Source organism: Ruegeria sp. CDSB022, from assembly GCF_059611145.1.
The window spans coordinates 134581-156892 of record NZ_JBXWOZ010000002.1; the positions used below are offsets into that span (position 1 = coordinate 134581).

The window sequence follows — 22312 nt, forward strand, 5'->3', positions numbered from 1 at the left end:
CATGACCGCCCCCTCTGGCCAGCCGACGCTGCTTTACCGTTTGTATTGCAGCCTGAGCGCCGTTGCTGCACCTTTGGCTTGGCGCACCGTGCGCAAGAAACTCCTGGCGGCAGATGTCCCGACAATTCGCCAGCATGAAAGGCTCGGCCATGCCAGCCTACCACGCCCCAAGGGCCGATTGATCTGGTTCCACGCTGCAAGTGTGGGGGAAACCCTGTCGGTCATCAGCCTGATCAAACGGCTGGGTGAACGCCTGCCGGATGCCCAGTTCCTGGTGACCTCGGGCACCCCAACTTCGGCGGCGCTGATCGAAAAACGGATGCCACCCCGTACGCGACACCAGTATCCGCCGCTGGACACCGCAGGGCCGGTCAGGCGATTTCTGGATCACTGGCGCCCCGAAGCCGGAGTATTTGTCGAAAGCGAAATCTGGCCACGCCTGATCGTTGACGCGGCTGGACGGGGAATCCCTCTGGCCCTGTTGAATGCGCGCCTGTCAGAGAAATCCGTCGAAGGTTGGAAAAAACGTCCACAAACCGCACGATTCATTTTGGACAATTTCAGCCTGTTCCTGACCCAGAATGGCAAAACCGCCGCTAATCTGGTGGACATGGGGGCTGTGGCGGACCGCGTGCAACCGGGAACCAACCTCAAGGCGATGTCCGACCCGCTTCCGGTCGATAATTCTGTGCTGGAAGACATCCAGACCGAGATTGCCGGACGCCCTGTGTGGATCGCTAGCTCAACCCATGCCGGAGAAGAAGAGATTGTTCTGGCCGCCCATGCGAAATTGCTGGAGCGCTGGCCCGACCTGCTGCTGCTGTTGATCCCGCGCCACCCCGAACGCAGGCAGGATGTGGCCGCGCTGTTGAAACAGGCCGGGCAATCCGCCGTGTTCCGAACATCGAATGGGCGGATCGACACCGAAACACAGGTCTATGTCGCCGACACTTTGGGCGAGACCGGCACCTGGTACGCGCTTTGCCCGATCGTGTTTCTGGGCGGATCACTGCATGAGATCGGCGGCCATAACCCGTTCGAACCCGCTCAGGCCGGGGCGGCAGTAGTAACCGGTCCCGGATACTTCAACTTTGCCGAGACCTTTGCGCCGCTCATCGAAACCGGTGGCGCGGTTGAGGTGAACTCGGCGCAGGCCCTGGCAGACGCGGTCGCGGTTTGGCTCAGCGATCAGGACGCGCTGGATACAGCGCGCGATGCCGCAAAATCCTGCGTCAACACGCAGAAATCCGCGCTCGATTCCATTGTCGAGACCCTGTGCGACCGGCTTGGCCTGAAGACCACCGGCGTTTAGGGGCAGAGCACCTGCCTGCCCCTTGGGATCACGCCGCTGGCATCCTTTGCTCCACGATTTCGGCCCACCAGCTGCATCCTGCAGGGATAGCCTCATCGTTGAAGTTATATTCGGGATGGTGAACTGCTGCGGTGTCCCCATTACCCACCAAAATATAGGCGCCCGGACGCTCTTCGAGCATAAAGGCGAAATCCTCGCCGCCCATGATCAGCGGTGCCTGGTCACAATCGCCTGAGACGGACCGCGCCACCCGCGCTGCGAAATCGGTTTGATCATCACTGTTCACCATCACCGGGTAGCCCCGGTAATAGGTCACCTCAACCGCTCCTCCGAATGTGGCGGCCACTCCGGAGCAGATCTCGGTCACGCGCTTTTCGGCCATATCCCGCATGTCCCGGCTCATTGTACGGACCGTACCGCGCAGCTTTACAGTCTGAGGGATCACGTTGAATGCAGTTGAAGAGGTTTCGAACGAGGTCACCGAAACAACCACCTGATCCACCGGGTCAGCGTTTCGCGCCGCGATGGTCTGGAGCGCCAGAACCGCCTGCGCCGCCATCACAGTTGTATCCACGGTTTCATGCGGCTTGGCTGCGTGGCCGCCTTTGCCTTCGAAAACGATGTCGAACTGATCAGTAGCTGCGAAAAACGCGCCAGGACGGATGGCGAAACTGCCCACCGGACGGCCGGGCCAGTTATGCATTCCGTAGACTTCCTGAATGCCCCAGCGATCCATCATCCCGTCTTCACACATCTCACGACCACCGCCGCCACCTTCTTCGGCAGGTTGGAAAATGACCACCACTGTCCCGTCAAAATTCCGCGTTTCCGAAAGGTATTTCGCCGCCCCCAACAACATCGCAGTATGACCATCATGGCCGCAGGCGTGCATCGCCCCATCGGTATTCGAGGCATAGTCCAATCCGGTCGCCTCACGGATCGGCAGCGCATCCATATCGGCACGCAAACCGATAACCTTGCCGCCCGTGTCCGCCTTGCCCTTGATCACACCAACCACGCCCGTTCGGCCAATTCCGGTGACCACCTCATCGCAGCCGAACTCTTTCAGCTTTTCCGCCACCAGCGCACTGGTGCGATGGGTTTCAAACAGGATCTCTGGATTTTGGTGGATATCACGCCGCCATTCCGTGATTTCACTCTGCAGTTCTGCGAACCGGTTTTTGATCGGCATGTGTATCTCCCAAAATCATCGTTCGTCGCTGTCACCGGGGCGCAACGCGCCGGATAACAGGACAATGAAAACAGCCAGCGGCAGCAAGGCCATGAATGCAAGACGCAATGTAAGCATCTCTGCCAGAAACCCAATAAGGGGCGGGCCAATCAACAACCCGCCATACCCTAATGTGGCCACGCTGGCGATGGCTTGACCAGGCGGGACATGCGGATCATTTGCCGCCCTGCTGAACGCAAGCGGCATGATCACTGCATATCCAAGCCCCATCAGTCCAAACCCAACCAGAGCAATCCCGGCATCATAGGCCGATACCACAGCCAGCACCCCCAAAGCGGCGCATACCCCTCCGAAACGGGCCGTCGCGGTTGGTCCGAACCGCGCGATCACGACACCACCCACCAGACGGAACGCGACCATTGTCACCGAAAAGACGGCATATCCCAGCGCCGCGACGCTTTCGGGTGCACCGGTCACATCCCGCAGGAAAATCGCGCTCCAGTCCGCGACGGCCCCTTCACCCAATGCCCCGCACAGGGCAATAAATCCGACAAGTATCAACGCACCCGACGGAAGTGCAAATATCGCCCCGCCCGCGGCCACAACACGGTGCGAATTCCACTGCACACGGGACAGAGCCAGTGTCAGCCCAACTACGATGCCACCGGCCAGCAAAAAGTGCTGTGACACCGTCAGGCCCATCTGTATCGCACCAAATCCGCTCATCGCTCCCAGACCGGCCCCCAGGCTCCACATCGCGTGAAAAGACGACATAACGGGCCTGTCATAAGCGCGCTCAACCTCTGCTGCCCAGGCGTTCATCGCCACATCCATCGAGCCGTGGAAGGCCCCGAATACGAACAGGAAAAACGCCAATGCCCAAAAGCTTCCGGCAAAGGCCAGCAAGATAAGGGATGCGGTATAAAGAATGGCGATGATCCGTGTGATCACCACAGCCCCGAACCGATCTGTCAGACGTCCGGTAACCGGGAACGAACACACAGCCCCAGCCGCCATGAACAGCAAGCCGTAGCCAAGCGCTTCGTGCGACAGGTCCAGGTGATCCCTGACTGCGGGAATACGCGAGGCCCAGATCCCGAACAAAGCGCCGTTCAAAATGAACATGGCCGCCACGGCCCGCCAAGCGGCCATAATTCCGATCACGTATTTTCCTTTGCTCCGCGCCCGCCCCTGTCAGTTCTACAGCCTTGGGAAGGTTTAGCAAACGCGGATTAGGCCAACCGCTTTCGTATATGCCTGATACCCAGCCAGACACACAGGACAACCGGCAAGGTTGCCGCCGCGGTCAGCATCCCCTTGCTGATCCCGGTGGCGGTCAACGGGTACAACAGATAGCTGGCCAGTGAGACCGCATAATAGCTAATCGCCACCACGGAAAGCCCCTCGACTGTGTGCTGCAACCTCAGGGCCAGATCAGCACGGCGGTCCATACTTTCCAGCAATGCCTGATTCTGGGCGCTGCGTTCCACATCTACCCGGGTCCGCAGCAACTCACCCCCCCGGATCGCCCGGTCGGACAAGGTCTGCAGCCGACTTTCCGTGGCTTTCACAGTCCGAATTGCGGGCTCATACCTGCGCATCATGAAATCGGCAAAGGACTGACGGCCCTCGAACCTTTCCTCGCGCAATACCTCGATCCGTTGGTTCACGATGGCCTCATAGGCCCCGGTAGCCCCAAAGCGAAATGCGCATCGGGCAGAAAGCGTTTCCAATTCGATGGATGTAGACAGCAGATCCGGCAGTAGTTCGTCAGGATGCGCCGAGTTATCTGTCATCTGCCCCATAAGCCGGGTCAGCTTTCCATCCAGCTCTCCGATTTTCGGCATCAGTTGCTTGATGCGAGCAAAGCCCAACATGGACATGGCCTTGTAGGTTTCGATCTCGCACAGGCGCTGGATGATGCGTCCGGTTCGGCGCTGTCCTGTTCCCTTGGTCACGAAGAGCGCGAACCGCATATGCCCAGCCGGATCAATCCGAAAGTCACTGGCACAAATCGCAGCATCATCCAGCACGCGCGCAACCGCAAGGCTTTCGGGTTCGAACCATTCGGCCAGCGCGGCTTTTACCGCCTCATCATCTGGTCTTTCGGTCACCCGAACCATGGCCGAGGTTATCCTCTGGCCCGGGCTGGCCATCAGCCAATCAGGTGGGAAAGCCTCAAAATCAGCGGGGTTGAAGGCCCGGTCACTGACATTCCGGGTGATCGCCGTATAGGTCACAAATTCCGTGTGCTGCTCCCACTTGAGCCAGTGACGCCCGATCTGACCCGCGTAATGCGTCGCGTCCGGCTGCGGGTGCTGCGCACCGTGACGGTCCAGAAGATTGACCAGATGGGCAATGTCTTCGCTCCGGTCCCGCGCAACCGCCGCCACGGGTTTCTTGATGGCCAAAAACGCAACGGTGCATGGCGTCGAGGCCACGGGAAACGGGCGCGCATGCAGCTCGTTGGCCAGCGAATAGCGCAATGGATGATCGTCGATCGGCGTCATTGAATGCTCCGGCGTTGTCCGGCGCACTATACGACAGTTCAAAAATACATCAATTATCTTTTTATTTCAATAGCTTACATGGATACTACGGTATACAAACCCCTTATGTCATTGATTTGGCTGCCACAGTTCGATTGGGTTGCCCTCAGGGTCGTGAATACGTGCGAATTTTCCAACCTCGCTATCCCATTCCGGATTGGTCTCGACGGCAATGCCTGCGGCTTGCAACTGGGTCGTCATGGCAGACAGATCATCAACCCGAAAATTGATCATCCACTGCTGCTCGGCGCGGCCAAAATAATCGGTGTCCTGCGCAAACGGGGCAAAGACCGTATAGCCTTCGCGCTGTTTCCAGGGGACGGGATCGTAATGATGAACGCCAAGATGGGTCTCGTACCAATCCCGCAACGCTTCCGGATCTCTGGCGCGAAAAAACATGCCACCTATGCCGTTGACCTTTTCCATGGGGCACCTCCTTGTCTCTCTATAATAGCCCAAGGATACCACATTCTGCCCGCCTCATCTGGCCAAAAAAATATTGGGGGCTTGGAGGCAAAGCCCCCAACATGACAAACAAGAAAAGGGCGCCCGAAGGCGCCCTTTGCATTTTGGTTAAGGCTTTAGATCAATCGATCATTGGCAGCAGCTTGTCCAGCGATTGTTTCGCGTCGCCATAGAACATGCGGGTGTTCTCTTTGAAGAACAGCGGGTTTTCGATGCCCGAATAGCCGGTGCCCTGACCACGCTTGGATACAAACACCTGCTTGGCCTTCCAGCATTCCAGAACCGGCATGCCGGCAATGGGGCTGTTGGGATCTTCTTGCGCCGCAGGGTTCACGATGTCGTTGGAGCCGATCACAATGGCAACATCCGTATCCGGGAAGTCGTCGTTGATCTCATCCATTTCCAGAACGATGTCATACGGCACCTTGGCCTCGGCCAGCAGAACGTTCATGTGGCCCGGCAAACGACCGGCAACCGGGTGGATCGCAAAGCGCACATTCTTGCCCTGCGCCCGCAGCTTGCGAACCAGTTCGGACACCGATTGCTGTGCCTGCGCCACGGCCATGCCATAGCCCGGAATGATCACCACGCTGTCGGCGTCATTCAGGGCTGCGGCAACACCGTCGGCCTCGATTGCAATCTGCTCGCCTTCGACAGCCATCTGCTCACCTTGCGGACCACCAAAGCCACCCAGGATCACACTGACAAAGTGCCGGTTCATCGCCTTACACATGATGTAGGAGAGGATCGCACCGGACGAGCCCACCAGCGCACCGACCACGATCAGCAGGTCGTTGCCCAGCGAAAAGCCGATGGCCGCAGCCGCCCAGCCTGAATAGCTGTTCAGCATCGACACAACCACCGGCATGTCGGCACCGCCGATGCCCATGATCAGGTGATAACCAATAAACAAGGCGGCCAGCGTCATCAGGAACAGGGGCAGGAATCCGCCCGTGGACGTGTACCAAACCAGACAGATCAGCGAGAGCCCCGCCGCAGACGCATTCAGCGCGTGACCACCGGGCAGTTTGGTTGCCGTCGATGTAACCTTGCCAGCCAGCTTGCCATAAGCCACGACCGAACCGGTAAAGGTGATCGCGCCGATGAAGATGCCCAGGAACAGTTCCACGTGCAGGATTGCCAGCTCTGCCGCTGTCTTCTTGGCGATCAGCTTGGCAAACGCGCCCAGGTCGGAAAGGTCGACGTCTTTGGCGGCATCAACAACCGCAAAAACTTCGGCGACATTCTTGATTTCAAAATGCGCGTTGAAACCCACGAACACAGCCGCCAAACCAACCAGCGAATGCATCGCAGCCACAAGCTGTGGCATCTCGGTCATCTGGACGCGCTGCGCCACATATTGACCGATCAGACCACCACCTATGATCAGCAGCAATGACAGCAGCCACAAGCCCGAACCGGGGCCGACCAGCGTAGCGAAAACCGCCAGCGCCATACCGACGATGCCATACCAGACAGCGCGCTTGGCGCTTTCCTGGTTCGACAGGCCGCCAAGCGAGAGGATGAACAGAACAGCCGCAACAACGTAGGCGGCAGTGGTGAAGCCATAATCCATGTGCCCGGCCTCCTTAAGATTTCTGGAACATGGCAAGCATGCGCCGAGTTACGAGGAAGCCACCGAAGATGTTGATCCCGGCCATGAAAACGGACAGAGCCGCCAGCAGAATAACCAGGAACGACCCGGATCCGATCTGCATCACTGCGCCAACGATGATGATCGACGAGATCGCGTTGGTAATCGCCATAAGCGGTGTGTGCAGGCTGTGCGCGACGCCCCAGATCACCTGGAATCCCACGAAGATCGCCAGCACAAAGACGATGAAGTGCTGCATGAAGCTGGCCGGAGCAATCAGACCGATCAACAGCATTAGCGCACCGCCGATACCCAGCAAGGTGAACTGCTGTTTGGTTTGCGCCTTGAAGGCCGCAACTTCCTGCGCCTTTTTCTCCTCCGGGGTCAGCTCCCTGACCTCAGGCTTTTTCTGAGCGGCAATCGCCTGAACTTTCGGCGGCGGTGGCGGGAAGGTGATTTCACCTTCATGCGTCACGGTTGCGCCGCGGATCACGTCGTCTTCCATGTCATGGTTGATCTGACCATCCTTTTCAGGCGTCAGGTCTGTCATCATGTGACGGATGTTGGTTGCGTAAAGCGACGAAGACTGCGCCGCCATCCGGCTTGGGAAATCGGTATAGCCGATGATGGTCACGCCATTATCGGTCACGATCTTCTCGTCAGCAACGGTCAGCTTGCAGTTGCCGCCTTTTTCCGCCGCAAGGTCCACGATCACCGAACCCGGTTTCATCGCTTCGACCATGTCCTTGGTCCAAAGCTCGGGCGCTTCGCGGTTCGGGATCAACGCGGTGGTGATCACGATGTCCATTTCCGGAGCAAGTTCGCGGAACTTGGCCAGCTGTGCCTCGCGGAATTCATCGGACTGAACACTGGCGTAACCGCCGGTTGCCGCGCCGTCCTGCTGGTCTTCTTCGAAGTCCAGATAGACAAATTCGGCGCCCATGGATTCAACCTGCTCGGCCACTTCGGGGCGCACGTCGAACGCATAGGTGATTGCCCCCAGCGAGGTCGATGTCCCGATCGCGGCCAGACCGGCCACACCGGCACCTACGATCAGAACCTTGGCAGGCGGTACTTTACCAGCAGCCGTCACTTGACCGGTGAAGAACCGGCCAAAGTTGTTTCCCGCTTCGATCACCGCGCGGTAGCCCGCGATATTGGCCATCGACGACAGAGCGTCCATCTTCTGGGCACGACTGATACGCGGCACCATTTCCATGGCGATCACGTTGGCGCCCTTGGACTTGGCGGCCTCCATGCCCTTTTCATTCCCTGCGGGGTTGAAGAACGAGATCAATGTCTTGCCCTTTGCAAGACGCTTCAGCTCGGTTTCATTTGGCTGACGTACCTTGGCGACGATGTCGGCGGCTTTCCACAGCGCAGCCGCGGTTCCGATAACCTCGACACCCGCCTCTTTATATGTGGCGTCCGAGAACCCGGCCGCAGCGCCGGCCCCTTTCTCGATCAGGCACTCATACCCGAGCTTTTGCAGTTGACGGGCTGAATCCGGAGTCATCGCGACCCGGTTCTCACCGTCAAATGTTTCCTTTGGCGTTCCAATCTTCAACGGCGCGTCCCCCTAATTTTCGGTCAGTTCGCAAGGATAGTTGGCATTCTATCTGAAGAACCAGTTTTAACTGCGCAAGATTATTTCGCAAGCGCAGCATTGTTACGTCGTGTAAAATCCCGTCCACCTCAGATCCAGCGGCGGGTTTGCCTTTCATATCTGGCGAAATCCGTGCGAAAGGCACGGCGCATACGGTTTTCTTCCGGCACAATAAACCTGCGTTCCAAAATCCAGACAAAAACAGGCATCAACACCAAGGACAGCACCGCGTCGAAACGCAGAATCAAGCCGGCCAGAATAAGTACATCGCCAACGTAGATCGGATTGCGGCTGCGCTTGAAGATACCTGTTTGAACCAGACTCGATGGAGTTTCATGCGGCAGGACGGTCGTTCGATGCCGACGAAACTCGGCAATCGCCAGCACGACAAGAACGACGCCGCCCCCGATCAGAAGGCCGCTGAGCAGGTCGGTAAACCCGCTGGCCAGCGACAGGCCGAAGGATGCATAGTTCGCCTGCAGCCAGGCGAGAACAGCAAAGGCCACCAACCAAGCGGGCGGAATGTCGAGTTTGCGCTTCATGCTTGTTCCTCTGATCCTGCGGTATGGATGTCGCATTTGTCGGGGTATGTACCGCTTTGCATCCACGAAAGCAAAACCACAGTTGGTCGCATCTGTGCATTTTCGGCCGAACGCGTAGACACGGCAGAACTGATCAGATAGCCCTTTAGTCAGACATTTGTCAGAATTCTGCACAGGACCTCCATGACTGATTTCGCTGCAACCAAAGCCATGTTCGATCTGCCGAATGGAACCATTTATCTGGACGGCAACTCGCTTGGCCCATTGCCACGTGCTGCCGCCGAGCGGGTGAGTGGAATGATGACACACGAATGGGGTCAAATGCTGATCACCGGTTGGAACAAGGCCGGGTGGATGGGGCTTCCGACCGGGCTTGGCGACCGTATCGGACGGTTGATCGGGGCGGAACCGGGTACCATCGTGACCGGCGATACCCTGTCGATCAAGGTCTATCAGGCTGTTGCCTCGGCGCTGGAGCTTTGCCCCGACCGCAAGGTTGTGCTGTCTGATAACGGCAATTTCCCTTCGGACCTTTATATGGTCGACGGCCTGCTGCGTTCACTCGGATCGGAATACGAATTACGGGTGGTCGCACCCGAGGATGTTGCCGAAAACATCACCAAAGACGTCGCGGTTCTGATGCTGACCGAGGTCGATTACCGGTCTGGCCGGATCCATGACATGAAGGCGCTGACGGAACAGGCCCATGCGAACGACACAATAACCGTTTGGGATTTGGCCCATTCCGCAGGGGCGATCCCGGTTGATCTGTCCAGCTGCAATGCAGATTTTGCCGTTGGCTGCAGCTATAAGTATCTGAACGGAGGCCCTGGCGCGCCGGCGTTCATCTATGTGGCGCCCCGCCATGCGGATCGCGTGCGCCCTGCATTATCTGGGTGGCTGGGCCATGAAGCCCCGTTCACGTTCGATCTAGATTACCGCCCCGGACAGGGTATCGAGCGGATGCGTGTCGGCACACCTCCGATCATCCAGATGACCGCGCTGTCTGCGGCGATGGACATCTGGGACATGGCCAACATCAAGGACGTACGCGCCAAGTCAATCGAACTGACCGAGCTGTTTATTTCGGGCGTCGAGGCCAACTGCCCTGACCTGAAACTGGCCAGCCCCCGCGACCCTGCGCAGCGTGGCAGTCAGGTTTCATTCCGTTTCGCCGATGGCTATGCCGCAATGCAGGCCTTGATCGCGCGCGGCGTGATCGGTGATTTCCGCGCCCCGGACATCATGCGCTTTGGGTTCACCCCGCTCTATATCGATGAGCAGGATGTAAACGGCGCGGTGGACATTCTGGCCGACATCATGACCAACCGGTTATGGGACGCACCGGAATACAAAGTCAGACAGCGGGTTACCTGATTTCCAACGCTGCACCAATCATGGCGGCAAGGTTCGAGTTCATCCGGTCGAATTCTTGAAAATCCTTCGCGCTGATTTTGTTTCCCCGCAGCGCAGAGGCAATGGTCTCCGCAGTTTCTCTTGCGCCATCAAACAAACGGGCACGATCATTCGACGCTTCTTTCTGTAGCCACCCGGTATATAAAGATTGCAGCCGGGCCTCGCCCTGCGTGATGATATCCGAGGCCAGCGACTTTCCTGCATCTAACAGTTCCATCCCGTGTGGAGAGGACATGATCTGAGCCATACCATCGGTCTGCACGTGGATTGCCTGGCCGATGATCTGCGAAACCGAGCCGTCTGCCTGCAGGGCTTTCGCAACGGCTTCGATCTTCTCCTCATAGTGCAACTCGGTGAGTCTGCGCAGGATCGCCTCTTTGTTGTCGAAATACAGATACAATGCCGGGCGCGAGATCCCCACGCCCTTTGCGATTTCATCCATCGACGTCTTTTTAAAGCCGTAAGCCGCGAATGCCTTACGCGCCGAATCCAGTATGGCAAGGCACTTTGCGTCTAGCACGAAATCTCTCATCTGAACCTTTTTGACACTTTTCACTCAATTTGTCAGTTGACACTCTGACACTCACACCCATTTATGTCAGAACGTCACTAAATGCCAAGAGGGAGACGCAGCTATGACGGCCAGCTTAAAGATAAATGGGACGTCATATAAGGTCGATCTACCCGAGGATGTCCCCCTTTTATGGGTTCTGCGCGACGAGATCGGACTGACCGGCACCAAGTTTGGCTGCGGGGTTGCGGCATGCGGCGCCTGTACCGTTCATATAGACGGAGAAGCCGTGCGCTCTTGCCAGGTTGCCTTGTCCGATGTCTGGGGTGACGTCACCACAATCGAAGGTCTGGGCAGCCCGGATGCGATGGCCAAGATACAGCAGGCCTGGGTTGACCATCAGGTTGCGCAATGCGGTTATTGCCAATCGGGTCAGGTCATGCAAGCCGCCGCGCTATTGGCCGAGAACCCCAGCCCCACGGATCAGGACATAGACGATGCGATGCAGGGCAATCTGTGCCGCTGCGGCACCTATCCCCGTATCCGTGCCGCGATCCATGACGCAGCCTCCAGACTGAAGGAGGCATAAGCGATGGCTTCCGTAGGAAAAATTCTTCGCCGCACGTTTCTTATCGGCTCAGCCGCCATTGTTGGCGGCGTCGCGTTTGGCGCCTATTATGTCAGCCGCCCGGCAGCCAACCCGCTGAAGCCTGGCGATGGGGAAACCGCGCTTAGCCCGTTCATCCTGATTGATCAGCAGGGCGTAACCCTGTTCGCGCCACGTGCCGAGATGGGACAGGGCGTAATGACCACTTGGGCAGCCCTAATTGCCGAAGAACTGGACGTCGAATTGGACGATATCCGGGTCCTTCACGGGCCTGCGGCAGCCGCCTATTACAACTCGGCCATTTTGGGTGAGAGCCTGCCGAACAAGGGATATGACATCTCGAATTTCCAGCACAATCTGGCACAGTCGCTGGGCGTTCTGGGCAAGGTTGTCAGTCTGCAGGTCACAGGCGGCTCGACCTCGATGCGCGATGGGTTCGAACGCATGCGGGAAGCCGGGGCCACAGCCCGGGAAACGCTGAAACAAGCAGCGGCTGATCGTCTGGGCCTGGAGCGTGACCAGTTGAAGACCGAAAACGGCGCCGTGATCGCGCCGGACGGGACGCGCATTCCCTATACTGAACTGGCTGAGGCCGCCGGACAGATCGAGCCCATGCAGGTCGAGCTGCGCGATCCCTCAGACTGGCGTTTGCTGGGACAGAACCTGCCACGAGTCGACATAGTTGGAAAATCCACGGGCACGGCTGAGTTTGGCATTGACGTGCGCCCCGAGGGTCTGAAATTCGCGTCGGTTCGGATGAACCCGAAACTGGGCGGTGCGATGAACGGCTTTGACGCCAGCGCTGCGGAATCCATGCCCGGCGTGGAAAAGGTGGTCGATCTGGGCAACGGCGTGGCCGTTATTGCCAATAACACCTGGCTGGCCATTCAAGCGGTTGAGGCCATAGACGTCGATTGGGCCGACGCCCCCTACCCGCCGGATACTGACGGTATATTCGCAAAAATTGCCGAGGCGTTTGACGACTCGCCAAATTCGACAATGCGCGACGATGGCGATGTTGAAACCTTGCCCGAAGGGGCCACCGAAATTACCGCTGAATATCAGGTGCCCTATCTGGCGCATTCCACGATGGAACCGATGAACGCCACCGCGCTGTTCACTGGTTCCAAGCTCGAGCTGTGGTGTGGCAACCAGGCGCCGACCTTCCTTCTGACCCGCGCTGCAAACACGGCGAATCTGGATAAAGAAGTGGTCGAGATTCACACCACCTATCTTGGTGGCGGATTTGGTCGTCGCGGAGAGCTGGATTTCATCGAAATCGCAACCAAGGTCGCCATGGCCATGCCCAATACTCCGGTCCAGACCACCTGGAGCCGTGAAGAGGACATGCGCCACGATTTCTACCGCCCCGGCGCGCTGGCGCGGATGCGCGGCGCGGTCAAAGACGGCAAGGCAGTTCTGATCGACGCCAAGGTTGCATCGCAATCCTGCACACAGCAGGCCGTGGAACGCATATCGGGCCTGCCCGGCGCTGGCCCCGACAAGGTCCTGGTCGAAGGTCTTTTTAACCAGCCCTATGCCGTGCCGAACTACCGCGTCAGCGGCCACATCGCCGATCTGGATGTACCTGTGGGGTTCTGGCGCTCGGTCGGCAATAGCCATAACGGGTTCTTCCACGAGACATTCATGGACGAGCTGGCCCTGGTCGCCGGTCGCGACCCGCTGAAGTTCCGTCTTGAGTTGGCCCAAAACGAGCACGCGCCTTCGGCAGCTGTCCTGCAAGCCGTCAAGGAAATGTCAGGTTGGACGGGTGATACGCCTGCCGGTGTTGGTCGTGGCGTAGCAATGTCCTACAGCTTTGGCACCCCGGTAGCGCAAGTGATCGAGGTGGTCGATGAGGACGGCACCATTCGCATCGCAAAAGCGTGGATTGCCTGTGATGTGGGTCTTGCTTTGGATCCGGGAACGGTCGAAGCGCAGATGTTCGGTGGCATGATCTATGGCCTGTCAGCAGCCGTGATGGGTGAGATCACGTTCGCCGACGGTGAGGTCGAGCAATTTAACTTCCCCGACTATGACGCACTGCGGATGCATAATGCCCCGGTGACCGAGGTCCGCATTCTGGAAACCAATCGCCATCTGGGTGGTGTGGGTGAACCGGGCACGCCTCCGTCGATGCCAGCACTTGGCAACGCCCTATTCGACCTTACCGGCAAGCGCGCCCGCAGCTTGCCGTTGATCAACCAATTCGATCTGCTGGTTTGATAGCAAAGCGCCGGTCCCTTCAATCAGGGCCGGCGCAGGGACTCAGGCGGTTTGTTTAACCAATCCCGATCGCACTCCTGCGGACCAGTCGCGTGCCGCATCGCCAAACGCCTCAAAGAGCGGCCGCGAGACAGGGTCATTGACCGCGTCCCATTCCGGGTGCCATTGCACCGACAGCGTGAAACCGGGCGCGTCCTGCACATAAATCGCCTCGGGCGTGCCGTCTGGTGCAGCGCCGTCAATCACAATGCGATGTCCAACCGTTTTGATCCCCTGCCCGTGCAGCGTGTTGGTCATCACCTCGGCAGCGCCCATCAACCGATGAAACACGCCCCCCTCGGTCAGGTTGACCACATGGCGTAGGGCAAATTTCTCTTCCAAGGTGCCGTCGGGGGGCATCCGATGGTTCATGCGCCCCGGCAGATCGCGGATTTCTGGATAAAGCGTTCCGCCCATGGCCACGTTGACCTCCTGAAAGCCGCGGCAGATGCCGAAAAAGGGCTGCCCTCTTTCGACACAGGCCCGCACCAAGGGTAACGTGATCGCATCGCGCGCCCGGTCGAAATCGCCATGCGCGTCGGTCGCAGGTTCGCCATATTCCTCGGGGTGAACATTGGGACGCCCCCCTGTCAGCAGGAAACCATCACAGACCTCAAGCAGTTCCTCGACACAGACATACCGCGGGTCGGCAGGGATCAGCATCGGCAAGCAACCCGAGACATTGGCCACGGCGTCCGAGTTCATCGTGCCGCCGGCATGAGTCGGATATTGATCGTTCATCAAATATGAATTGCCGATGATACCGACGACAGGTCGAGCCATTATTCTTTCCTAGTTCTTTCCGCACGTTCCGGGAAAGGTATCGACAGGGTCACAGGCGCGCAATAGCACATAGCCTGTGTGTCAGCGCAAGTCTCTGTTCACCCCTGCACAACAAGGGGCCTGATCGGACCACCGCCGAATAGGCCCTATTCGCTTTGCGCGCCGCTTGTGCCTCGTAAAGATCGGAGAGCCTTTGCCGGCTCTCCGAGTTCACCAAAGGTCAAACTTCGCCAGTCAGCCCGGCCGCTTCGATCCCGGCCATGGCAGCGATGGCGTCGTTATCCGACGTGTCGCCGGTCACACCGACTGCGCCGATTACGGCACCTTTTCGGTCACGTAGCAGAACACCACCCGGAACCGGCACGACCTGACCGCCATAAACACCGTTTACGGCGGCCATGAAATAGGCCTGCGCCTCGGCGCGTTGCATCTGCGCCGTGCCAGCCATGCCCAGCATGACCGAGCCATAGGCCTTGCCCTGAGCAATCGCAAAGCGACCGGGGGCGGCGCCGTCTTCGCGCTCGAAGGCGATGACGTGGCCACCGGCGTCCAAAACGACGACCGAAAGAGGTTTCAGCTCCAGCTCGCGCCCTTTTTCCAGGGCTTTACGGATAATGCTGCGGGCTTTGCGCAAAGAGACTGCCATGTCGTGTCCTATCATATATGGGGTTAAAGGCTGGCTTTCAGTTCCAATCGGCGCGCGTGCAGAACCGGCTCGGTATAGCCCGAGGGCTGAACCCGTCCCTTGAATACCAGGTCGCAGGCCGCCTGAAAGGCGACCCCATCGAAACCGGGCGCCATCGGCCGGTATGCCGGATCGTTTTCGTTCTGTCGGTCAACCACCACGGCCATCTTCTGCATCGCCGCCATGACCTGCGCCTCATTGACGGTGCCATGGTTCAGCCAGTTGGCCAGCGCCTGCGACGAAATCCGGCAAGTGGCACGGTCTTCCATCAGGCCAATATCGTTAATGTCCGGCACTTTCGAGCACCCAACACCTTGATCAACCCAACGCACGACATAGCCCAGGATGCCCTGCGCGTTGTTCTCAATCTCGCGTGCGATATCCTCATCGCTGAGGTTGCGACCGCCCAGCAAAGGCACGGTCAGCAGATCATCCAGCGTACCACGCGCGCCACCGGCGGCCAGTTCGTCCTGGCGCGCCAGAACATTGATCTTGTGGTAATGCGTTGCGTGCAGCGTTGCGGCGGTCGGCGACGGCACCCAGGCGCAGGTCGCGCCCGATTTGGGATGGCCGATCTTGGCGTCCAGCATGTCACCCATACGGTCGGGCATCGCCCACATGCCTTTGCCGATCTGTGCCTTGCCCTTCAGGCCGCAAGCCAGACCGATATCAACGTTACGATCCTCATAAGACGCAATCCACGGCGTGTTCTTGATGTCGCCCTTGGGCAGCATCGGACCTGCTTCCATCGAGGTGTGGATCTCATCCCCGGTCCGATCCAGGAAGCCGGTATTGATGAAAGCCACGCGCGATATCGCAGCGCGGATACATTCCTTGAGGTTGACCGAGGTCCGGCGCTCTTCATCCATAATACCGAGCTTTACGGTATTCCGCGGCAGGCCGAGGATGTCCTCAACCATATCGAAAATTTCGACGGCAAAGGCGACCTCTTCGGGGCCGTGCATCTTGGGCTTTACCACGTAGACTGAACCAGTGACCGAGTTGCCGCCATCGCGCTGCAGGTCGTGCATCGCAATCAGAGTGGTGCACAGCGCGTCCATCAGACCTTCGCCGATCTCGCGCCCTTCGGCATCCAGAACGGCGGGGTTGGTCATCAGGTGCCCCACATTGCGGACCAGCATCAGCGACCGGCCCTTAAGAACACCAGCGCCACCGTCCGCCGCGGTAAAGGTCAGGTCATCGGACAGTTTGCGTGTAAAAGTCGTACCGCCTTTGCAGACCTCTTCGGTCAGATCACCCTTCATCAGGCCCAGCCAGTTGCCATAGGCAACCACCTTGTCCTCGGCATCCACACAGGCGACTGAATCTTCGCAGTCCATGATCGTCGACAGCGCCGATTCAAGATGCACGTCAGCAATACCGGCCGGGTCGGTGGCGCCAATGGTGCTAGAGGCGTCAATCACGACTTTGACATGCAGACCGTTGTTCTTCAGCAGAACAAAGTCCGGGTTTTCAGCGGCACCGCCAAAACCCACAAACTGCGCTGCATCTGCCAGCGCAGGCACCAGAACCCCATTTTTAACGCGCAGTTCTGACATTTCAGCCCACGATCCGCTGGCCAGCGGGGCGGCATCGTCCAGAAACGCTTTGGCCCAAGCAATCACGCGTGCTCCGCGCGCATCATCATAACCACCACCGACGGGAAGATCGCCCATCGCATCGGTGCCATAAAGCGCGTCATACAAGCTGCCCCAGCGCGCATTGGCAGCGTTCAGTGCAAAACGCGCATTGGTAATAGGAACCACCAGCTGAGGACCGGGAATCAACGCGATCTCGGGATCGACATTGTCGGTTTCGATCTGAAAATCCCCGCCTTCAGCCACCAAATAGCCGATCTCGCGCAGGAAATCCTGATAGGCGGCAGCATTATGCGGCTGGCCATTGTTTTCCAGATGCCAGGCATCGACGCGCGCCTGGATATCGGCCCGCTTTGCCAAAAGTGTACGGTTCTTTGGGCCCAACTCGTGAACCATCTGCGCAAGCCCGTTCCAGAAGGTGTCAGCCGCAACGCCTGTTCCAGACAGAGCATGCCCTTCTATGAATTCGGTCAGAATCCCGTCGACCTTGAGTCCGCTCCGCATCCGTCTGCTGCTCATGCCACATTCCCTCGTATGTACGCCGTTGTATACAGGCCCCAATTAGGGCGGATATTTCCGATAGGCAACATGTCTTGGTCAGTTTGGGTCTTTGGTCGTCAGGCCACTTCGACATCGACAGATGCTTATCGCCTATTGAGCAAGCTTACTTGCACCGCTTGCAGCCCATCGCAGCAACCCATAACGTCGCGCCTGATACCAACCCATTCGAGGCCACCGATGCGCGACGCAGCCCCCACGACGATCTTTCTGAAAGACTACACACCGTTTGGTTATCTGGTGGACAGCGTACATCTGACCTTTGATCTGGCCCCAAATGCGACCCGAGTGACTTCGCGCATCGCCTTCCGGCCCAATCCTGATGCCTTAGACCGTCAGTTTTTCCTGCATGGTGAGCAACTGAAACTGATCCGTGCTACTGTTGACGGGGTTGAGATCACTCCAGACGTCACAGAGACCGGCCTGACAGCGGTTGTTCCCGACGCGGCATTTGTCTGGGAAGCCGAGGTCGAAATCGACCCAGGCAACAACACTGCGCTTGAGGGGCTCTACATGTCGAACGGCATGTATTGCACCCAATGCGAGGCCGAGGGGTTTCGCAAGATCACCTTCTATCCCGACCGACCCGACGTGATGTCGATCTTCACCGTACGCATTAATGGCGCGTTGCCGGTTCTGCTGTCGAACGGCAACCCGACCGGCAAGGGGGATGGCTGGGCCGAATGGAATGACCCCTGGCCCAAACCCGCCTATCTGTTCGCCCTTGTCGCAGGCGACCTGATTACACATCCCGGTCAGTTCACAACCAAATCGGGCCGCGAGGTTGAACTGAACCTGTGGGTGCGCCCGGGCGATGAGGGAAAGTGCGCCTTCGGTATGGAGGCGCTGAAGAAGTCGATGAAATGGGACGAGGACGTCTATGGCCGCGAATACGACCTGGATGTCTTTAACATCGTCGCCGTCGATGATTTCAACATGGGGGCGATGGAAAACAAGGGTCTGAACATTTTCAACTCGTCCGCCGTGCTGGCCAGCCCTGAGACATCCACCGATATGAATTTCGAACGGATCGAGGCGATCATCGCGCATGAGTATTTCCACAACTGGACTGGCAACCGCATCACCTGCCGCGACTGGTTTCAGCTGTGCTTGAAAGAGGGTCTGACGGTGTACCGCGATGCGCAGTTCACCTCGGACATGCGCTCGGCCCCGGTCAAACGTATCCACGATGCCATCGACCTGCGGGCGCGCCAGTTCGCCGAGGATAACGGCCCGCTTTCACATCCGGTGAGGCCAGAGAGCTTTCAGGAGATCAACAACTTCTACACCGCGACGGTCTACGAAAAAGGCGCCGAGGTGATCGGCATGCTGAAACGTCTGGTAGGTGACGAGGCCTATGCGCAGGCGCTGGAGCTGTATTTTGATCGGCACGATGGTCAGGCCTGCACCATCGAGGACTGGATCAAGGTGTTTGAAGACACCACAGATCGCGACCTGACCCAGTTCAAACGCTGGTACAGCCAGTCTGGCACCCCGCGCGTATCGGTGACCGAAGATTGGACTGATGGCATCTACACCTTGACGCTGAAACAGCGCACCGACCCGACCCCCGGACAGTCAGATAAACTGCCGCAGGTTATCCCCGTTGCGGTCGGGCTGATCGGCGCGAACGGGGATGAAACCATGCCCACAACCATTCTGGAGTTCACGCAGGAAATCCAAAGCTTTGCTTTCGAATACACAGTAGAAGGCTGGCGCTTGCAGGGTTGCGAAGGACCGGAACGCGTGTCCGGTGCCAATCCGCCCAAACCCACGGCCTCAATCCTGCGCGATTTCTCGGCCCCCGTGATTCTGGAACATGACCAGAGCAGCGCTGAGCGAGCCTTTTTGCTGGCTCATGACAGCGACCCGTTCAACCGCTGGCAAGCAGGGCGATCTTTAGCCGAAGACACGCTGATCAAGATGATCTTGACGGATGCGGCACCGGAAACGGATTACCTCAATGGCATCCTCGCCGTATTGCGCGACAGCGATCTTGACCCGTCTTATCGTGCCTTGATGCTGGGGTTGCCGTCCCAATCTGAACTTGCTGCGATGATGCATGAACAGGGTGTCACGCCCGACCCGATGGCCATTTGGACCGCTGTTGAAACGCTGCGGCAGGTAACGGCCCAGCACGTTCAGGATCTGCTGCCCCGCCTGCACAGCGAAACCAGCATCGAAGCCCCCTTTAGCCCGGACGCAGAACAAGCTGGCCAGCGGGCTCTGGGTGGGGCCGCACTGGCGTTGACCTCACGGCTGGACGGGGGTGCAAAAGCGGCCGAGGATTATCAGCGCGCCGATAACATGACCCTTCAGCTTTCGGCTTTGTCCTGCCTGTTGCGTGCGGGCAAAGGGGAACAGGAACTGAACGCGTTTTATGACCGGTGGCAAGATGACCGGCTGGTGATGGACAAATGGTTCGGCCTGCAGGTGGCGATGTCAGCCCCGGCAGAGACTGCAGATATCGTAAGCCACCTGACCGGGCATCCGGATTTCAACTGGAAGAACCCGAACCGTTTCCGGGCTGTTCTAGGGGCATTGGCGACGAATCACGCCGGTTTCCACCGTGCTGATGGAGCTGGTTATTCTCTGCTGGCGGACTGGCTGATCAAACTGGATCCGGTCAATCCGCAGACCACGGCGCGGATGTGTTCGGCATTCCAGACGTGGAAGCGGTATGACGCAGATCGCCAGGCCCTTATCCGCAACCAGCTGACCCGCATCGCCGAAACGCCAGACCTTTCACGGGACACGACCGAAATGGTGACGCGCATCCTGAACGCATGACCCCCTATTCCTATACACGGCATAACAGGTCACCGCAGGTCATCGCCATTCTGCTGTCGGTCTATGCCGCGCTGGCTGTGTTGGTCATCGCCTTTGATGCCGTCTGGTGGCTGATTGGCCTGCTGGCCCTGTTCACCCTGCCCGCATTATGGGACTTTGCACAAAACACTCGTTCGGGGCTCCGGCTGGATCAGGATGGGCTGCGGTGGTTCTCGGGGCGGCGCGAGGCTGGCGTAAGATTGAGCGAAATCGACCATGTGCGTCTGGATACACGCTGGGATTTCTCGGTGCGCATGTCGCTGGTGCTGACCTCGGAAAAGCGGATTCGCCTGCCCGATGAGTCGACCCCTCCGCATAAGGAACTCGAGTCCCGCCTGAAAGAGGCTGGTCTAAAGGTTGAACGGCATCATTTCGGCCCATTTTGAAACGATCCCGAGCCTCAGGGCACATTGACCGGAACAAAGCGACAATAAGACGGTTGTAGCTTGAATTTGAGCCAAATAGAGGCCAGTCTTTAAAGCTAGGTTACGATTTTTTTTGTTTCGAGTGTAAGCATGTTCCGGTTTCTGATGGCCCAAAAGGCCCGCGTTCCACATCCATCCTTGAAAATTGCGTCAGATTTCGACGCGGCCGATGCAGTGCTGGCCGCTGCTCTGCCAGATCAGGGTTCGGTAAATATCCCCGTCGCAAATGTCTCGGCCGATGAACTGATCGGTCAGGACGTCATCGAACTTGGCCGCGATCTGGCCCGTCAGGATCGGTGGGCAGACCTTTCTGCAAAGATGCGTGCCGCCGATGACGCACGCGAAACTGCGCCCGATGGGATGCCAATCGCGGATTTGCTAGCATTCGGCGCTCGGTCCGATGTGGTGCTGGCGGTCGAACACGCTCTGTCCGATTATCGGGCATTGTCAGACTATGATCTTCTTGGCGGAATTTCTGAGCTAGAGGATGAAATGCGGGCGCATGAGGATGATCCGATGATCGCCCTTGTTGTGGCTATGGCGCATATTGACCTGGCCTGGGCGTGGCGCGGCACTGCGACAAACGCAGTTCTTCCCCCCTTGCACCGGTCTCGCTGCACCGCCCATTTCGACCGCGCGGCCGATATCCTGCCAAAATGCCGCGAAGCCGCGCCCAACAATGCGCTGGTTGCGGCTGTTGGCTGTGCTCTGCTGGCAGGTCAGCGCAAGTCCAATCTGCGCGTGGCTGATCAGTATGAACAGTTGATTACGCTGGACCCGCATAACCAACGCCATATGCGTGCAATGGGCACCCACTTGCTGCCACGCTGGTTCGGCAGCTATGAAGAGCTTGAGGTTCAGGCCCTGCGCAATGCAGCCCGGACCCATGACCTTTGGGGCGCCGGTGGCTACACGTGGGTCCAGTTTGATGCCATCGCCCTGGACGACGAAGCCTGCGCACAGCTGGATATCGAATATTTCCTGCAGGGTTTGCACGATATTCTGCGCAACCGTCCCGACCAGCAGATGGTCAATATGCTGGCTGCCTATTGTGCGATAACCATCCAGAACGGCCTTGGGGGGAATGAAAAGGCCGACGCGGTGCGCGCTCAGATCCACGACGCGGCCAACTGGCTGATCCGTGATCACCTGACCGAACTGCATCCGCTGATCTGGGCCCATGCGGCACAAGGGTTCAATAACTCGGTCCGCATCAACTCGCCCGAACGGTTTGCAGCCCGCGGGCACCGCGATGCATTGCGGGCAATCGGTGACCTGTTTCGTGAGGAACTGCGCAGTGGCATGGATGTGACCTTTACTCCGACAGGGTTGCACCTGTCCGGACACTGATTCCCCCTTGCCCCTTTGGCGCGCC

18 protein-coding genes are annotated in these 22312 nt (G+C 58.5%); 7 read left to right on the forward strand and 11 right to left on the reverse strand.

What is annotated here, in order from left to right; all coding sequences use genetic code 11:
- Position 1: 1 nt before the first annotated feature.
- Positions 2-1312, forward strand: coding sequence for a 3-deoxy-D-manno-octulosonic acid transferase (locus AC2FIZ_RS06095; protein ID WP_281994886.1), 1311 nt, complete (start codon positions 2-4; stop codon positions 1310-1312).
- A gap of 28 nt (positions 1313-1340) precedes the next feature.
- On the opposite strand, the gene AC2FIZ_RS06100 is transcribed toward AC2FIZ_RS06095, so the two are convergent.
- The 7 genes from AC2FIZ_RS06100 to AC2FIZ_RS06130 form a co-directional block, all read right to left on the reverse strand.
- A complete protein-coding gene (locus tag AC2FIZ_RS06100; RefSeq protein ID WP_282021430.1) occupies positions 1341-2504 on the reverse strand; it encodes a M20 aminoacylase family protein in 1164 nt (387 codons plus the stop codon).
- Positions 2505-2519: 15 nt separating this feature from the next.
- Positions 2520-3668: an MFS transporter gene (locus AC2FIZ_RS06105; protein ID WP_271950223.1), complete on the reverse strand. Its 1149-nt coding sequence runs from the start codon at positions 3666-3668 to the stop codon at positions 2520-2522.
- A gap of 68 nt (positions 3669-3736) precedes the next feature.
- Complete coding sequence (locus AC2FIZ_RS06110; RefSeq protein ID WP_142634941.1) at positions 3737-5014, reverse strand: DUF3422 family protein; 1278 nt, start codon at positions 5012-5014, stop codon at positions 3737-3739.
- A gap of 108 nt (positions 5015-5122) precedes the next feature.
- Positions 5123-5479 (reverse strand): VOC family protein, encoded by a 357-nt coding sequence (locus AC2FIZ_RS06115; protein ID WP_496689734.1) that lies wholly within the window; start codon positions 5477-5479, stop codon positions 5123-5125.
- A 160-nt stretch (positions 5480-5639) separates the two neighbouring features.
- Complete coding sequence (locus AC2FIZ_RS06120) at positions 5640-7094, reverse strand: NAD(P)(+) transhydrogenase (Re/Si-specific) subunit beta (protein WP_271950227.1); 1455 nt, start codon at positions 7092-7094, stop codon at positions 5640-5642.
- 13 nt (positions 7095-7107) lie between these two features.
- Positions 7108-8679: a Re/Si-specific NAD(P)(+) transhydrogenase subunit alpha gene (locus AC2FIZ_RS06125; protein ID WP_142634946.1), complete on the reverse strand. Its 1572-nt coding sequence runs from the start codon at positions 8677-8679 to the stop codon at positions 7108-7110.
- 128 nt (positions 8680-8807) lie between these two features.
- Positions 8808-9260, reverse strand: coding sequence for a methyltransferase family protein (locus AC2FIZ_RS06130; RefSeq protein WP_142634949.1), 453 nt, complete (start codon positions 9258-9260; stop codon positions 8808-8810).
- Positions 9261-9443: 183 nt separating this feature from the next.
- On the opposite strand from AC2FIZ_RS06130, the gene kynU reads away from it, so the two are divergent.
- Complete coding sequence (kynU, locus tag AC2FIZ_RS06135; RefSeq protein WP_496790760.1) at positions 9444-10637, forward strand: kynureninase; 1194 nt, start codon at positions 9444-9446, stop codon at positions 10635-10637.
- Here kynU and AC2FIZ_RS06140 read toward each other — a convergent pair.
- Entirely contained in the window at positions 10630-11196 is a 567-nt protein-coding gene (locus AC2FIZ_RS06140; RefSeq protein WP_496790762.1) for a TetR/AcrR family transcriptional regulator, read from the reverse strand. The two genes, kynU and AC2FIZ_RS06140, sit on opposite strands and share 8 nt — an antisense overlap.
- Positions 11197-11311: 115 nt before the next feature.
- Between AC2FIZ_RS06140 and AC2FIZ_RS06145 the strand changes: the two genes are divergently transcribed.
- Both AC2FIZ_RS06145 and AC2FIZ_RS06150 read left to right on the forward strand, forming a co-directional pair.
- Complete coding sequence (locus tag AC2FIZ_RS06145; protein ID WP_142634955.1) at positions 11312-11776, forward strand: (2Fe-2S)-binding protein; 465 nt, start codon at positions 11312-11314, stop codon at positions 11774-11776.
- A 3-nt stretch (positions 11777-11779) separates the two neighbouring features.
- The gene (locus AC2FIZ_RS06150; RefSeq protein WP_496790763.1) at positions 11780-14020 is read left to right on the forward strand and encodes a xanthine dehydrogenase family protein molybdopterin-binding subunit; all 2241 of its coding nucleotides are present in this window, start codon (positions 11780-11782) and stop codon (positions 14018-14020) included.
- A 42-nt stretch (positions 14021-14062) separates the two neighbouring features.
- On the opposite strand, the gene AC2FIZ_RS06155 is transcribed toward AC2FIZ_RS06150, so the two are convergent.
- The 3 genes from AC2FIZ_RS06155 to AC2FIZ_RS06165 all read right to left on the reverse strand — a co-directional run bounded on the left by AC2FIZ_RS06155 (position 14063) and on the right by AC2FIZ_RS06165 (position 17644).
- Positions 14063-14842 (reverse strand): gamma-glutamyl-gamma-aminobutyrate hydrolase family protein, encoded by a 780-nt coding sequence (locus AC2FIZ_RS06155; RefSeq protein ID WP_142634959.1) that lies wholly within the window; start codon positions 14840-14842, stop codon positions 14063-14065.
- A gap of 220 nt (positions 14843-15062) precedes the next feature.
- Positions 15063-15488, reverse strand: coding sequence for a GlcG/HbpS family heme-binding protein (locus AC2FIZ_RS06160; RefSeq protein ID WP_496790764.1), 426 nt, complete (start codon positions 15486-15488; stop codon positions 15063-15065).
- Between the two features lie 23 nt (positions 15489-15511).
- The gene (locus tag AC2FIZ_RS06165; protein WP_496790766.1) at positions 15512-17644 is read right to left on the reverse strand and encodes a malate synthase G; all 2133 of its coding nucleotides are present in this window, start codon (positions 17642-17644) and stop codon (positions 15512-15514) included.
- 219 nt (positions 17645-17863) lie between these two features.
- Between AC2FIZ_RS06165 and pepN the strand changes: the two genes are divergently transcribed.
- From pepN to AC2FIZ_RS06180, 3 genes are all read left to right on the forward strand, one after another.
- Complete coding sequence (gene pepN / locus AC2FIZ_RS06170; RefSeq protein WP_496790767.1) at positions 17864-20473, forward strand: aminopeptidase N; 2610 nt, start codon at positions 17864-17866, stop codon at positions 20471-20473.
- Entirely contained in the window at positions 20470-20898 is a 429-nt protein-coding gene (locus AC2FIZ_RS06175) for a hypothetical protein (protein WP_271950240.1), read from the forward strand. Before pepN ends, AC2FIZ_RS06175 begins: the two co-directional genes overlap by 4 nt.
- 177 nt (positions 20899-21075) lie before the next feature.
- Positions 21076-22287, forward strand: coding sequence for a hypothetical protein (locus AC2FIZ_RS06180; protein ID WP_282027533.1), 1212 nt, complete (start codon positions 21076-21078; stop codon positions 22285-22287).
- Positions 22288-22312: the final 25 nt, after the last annotated feature.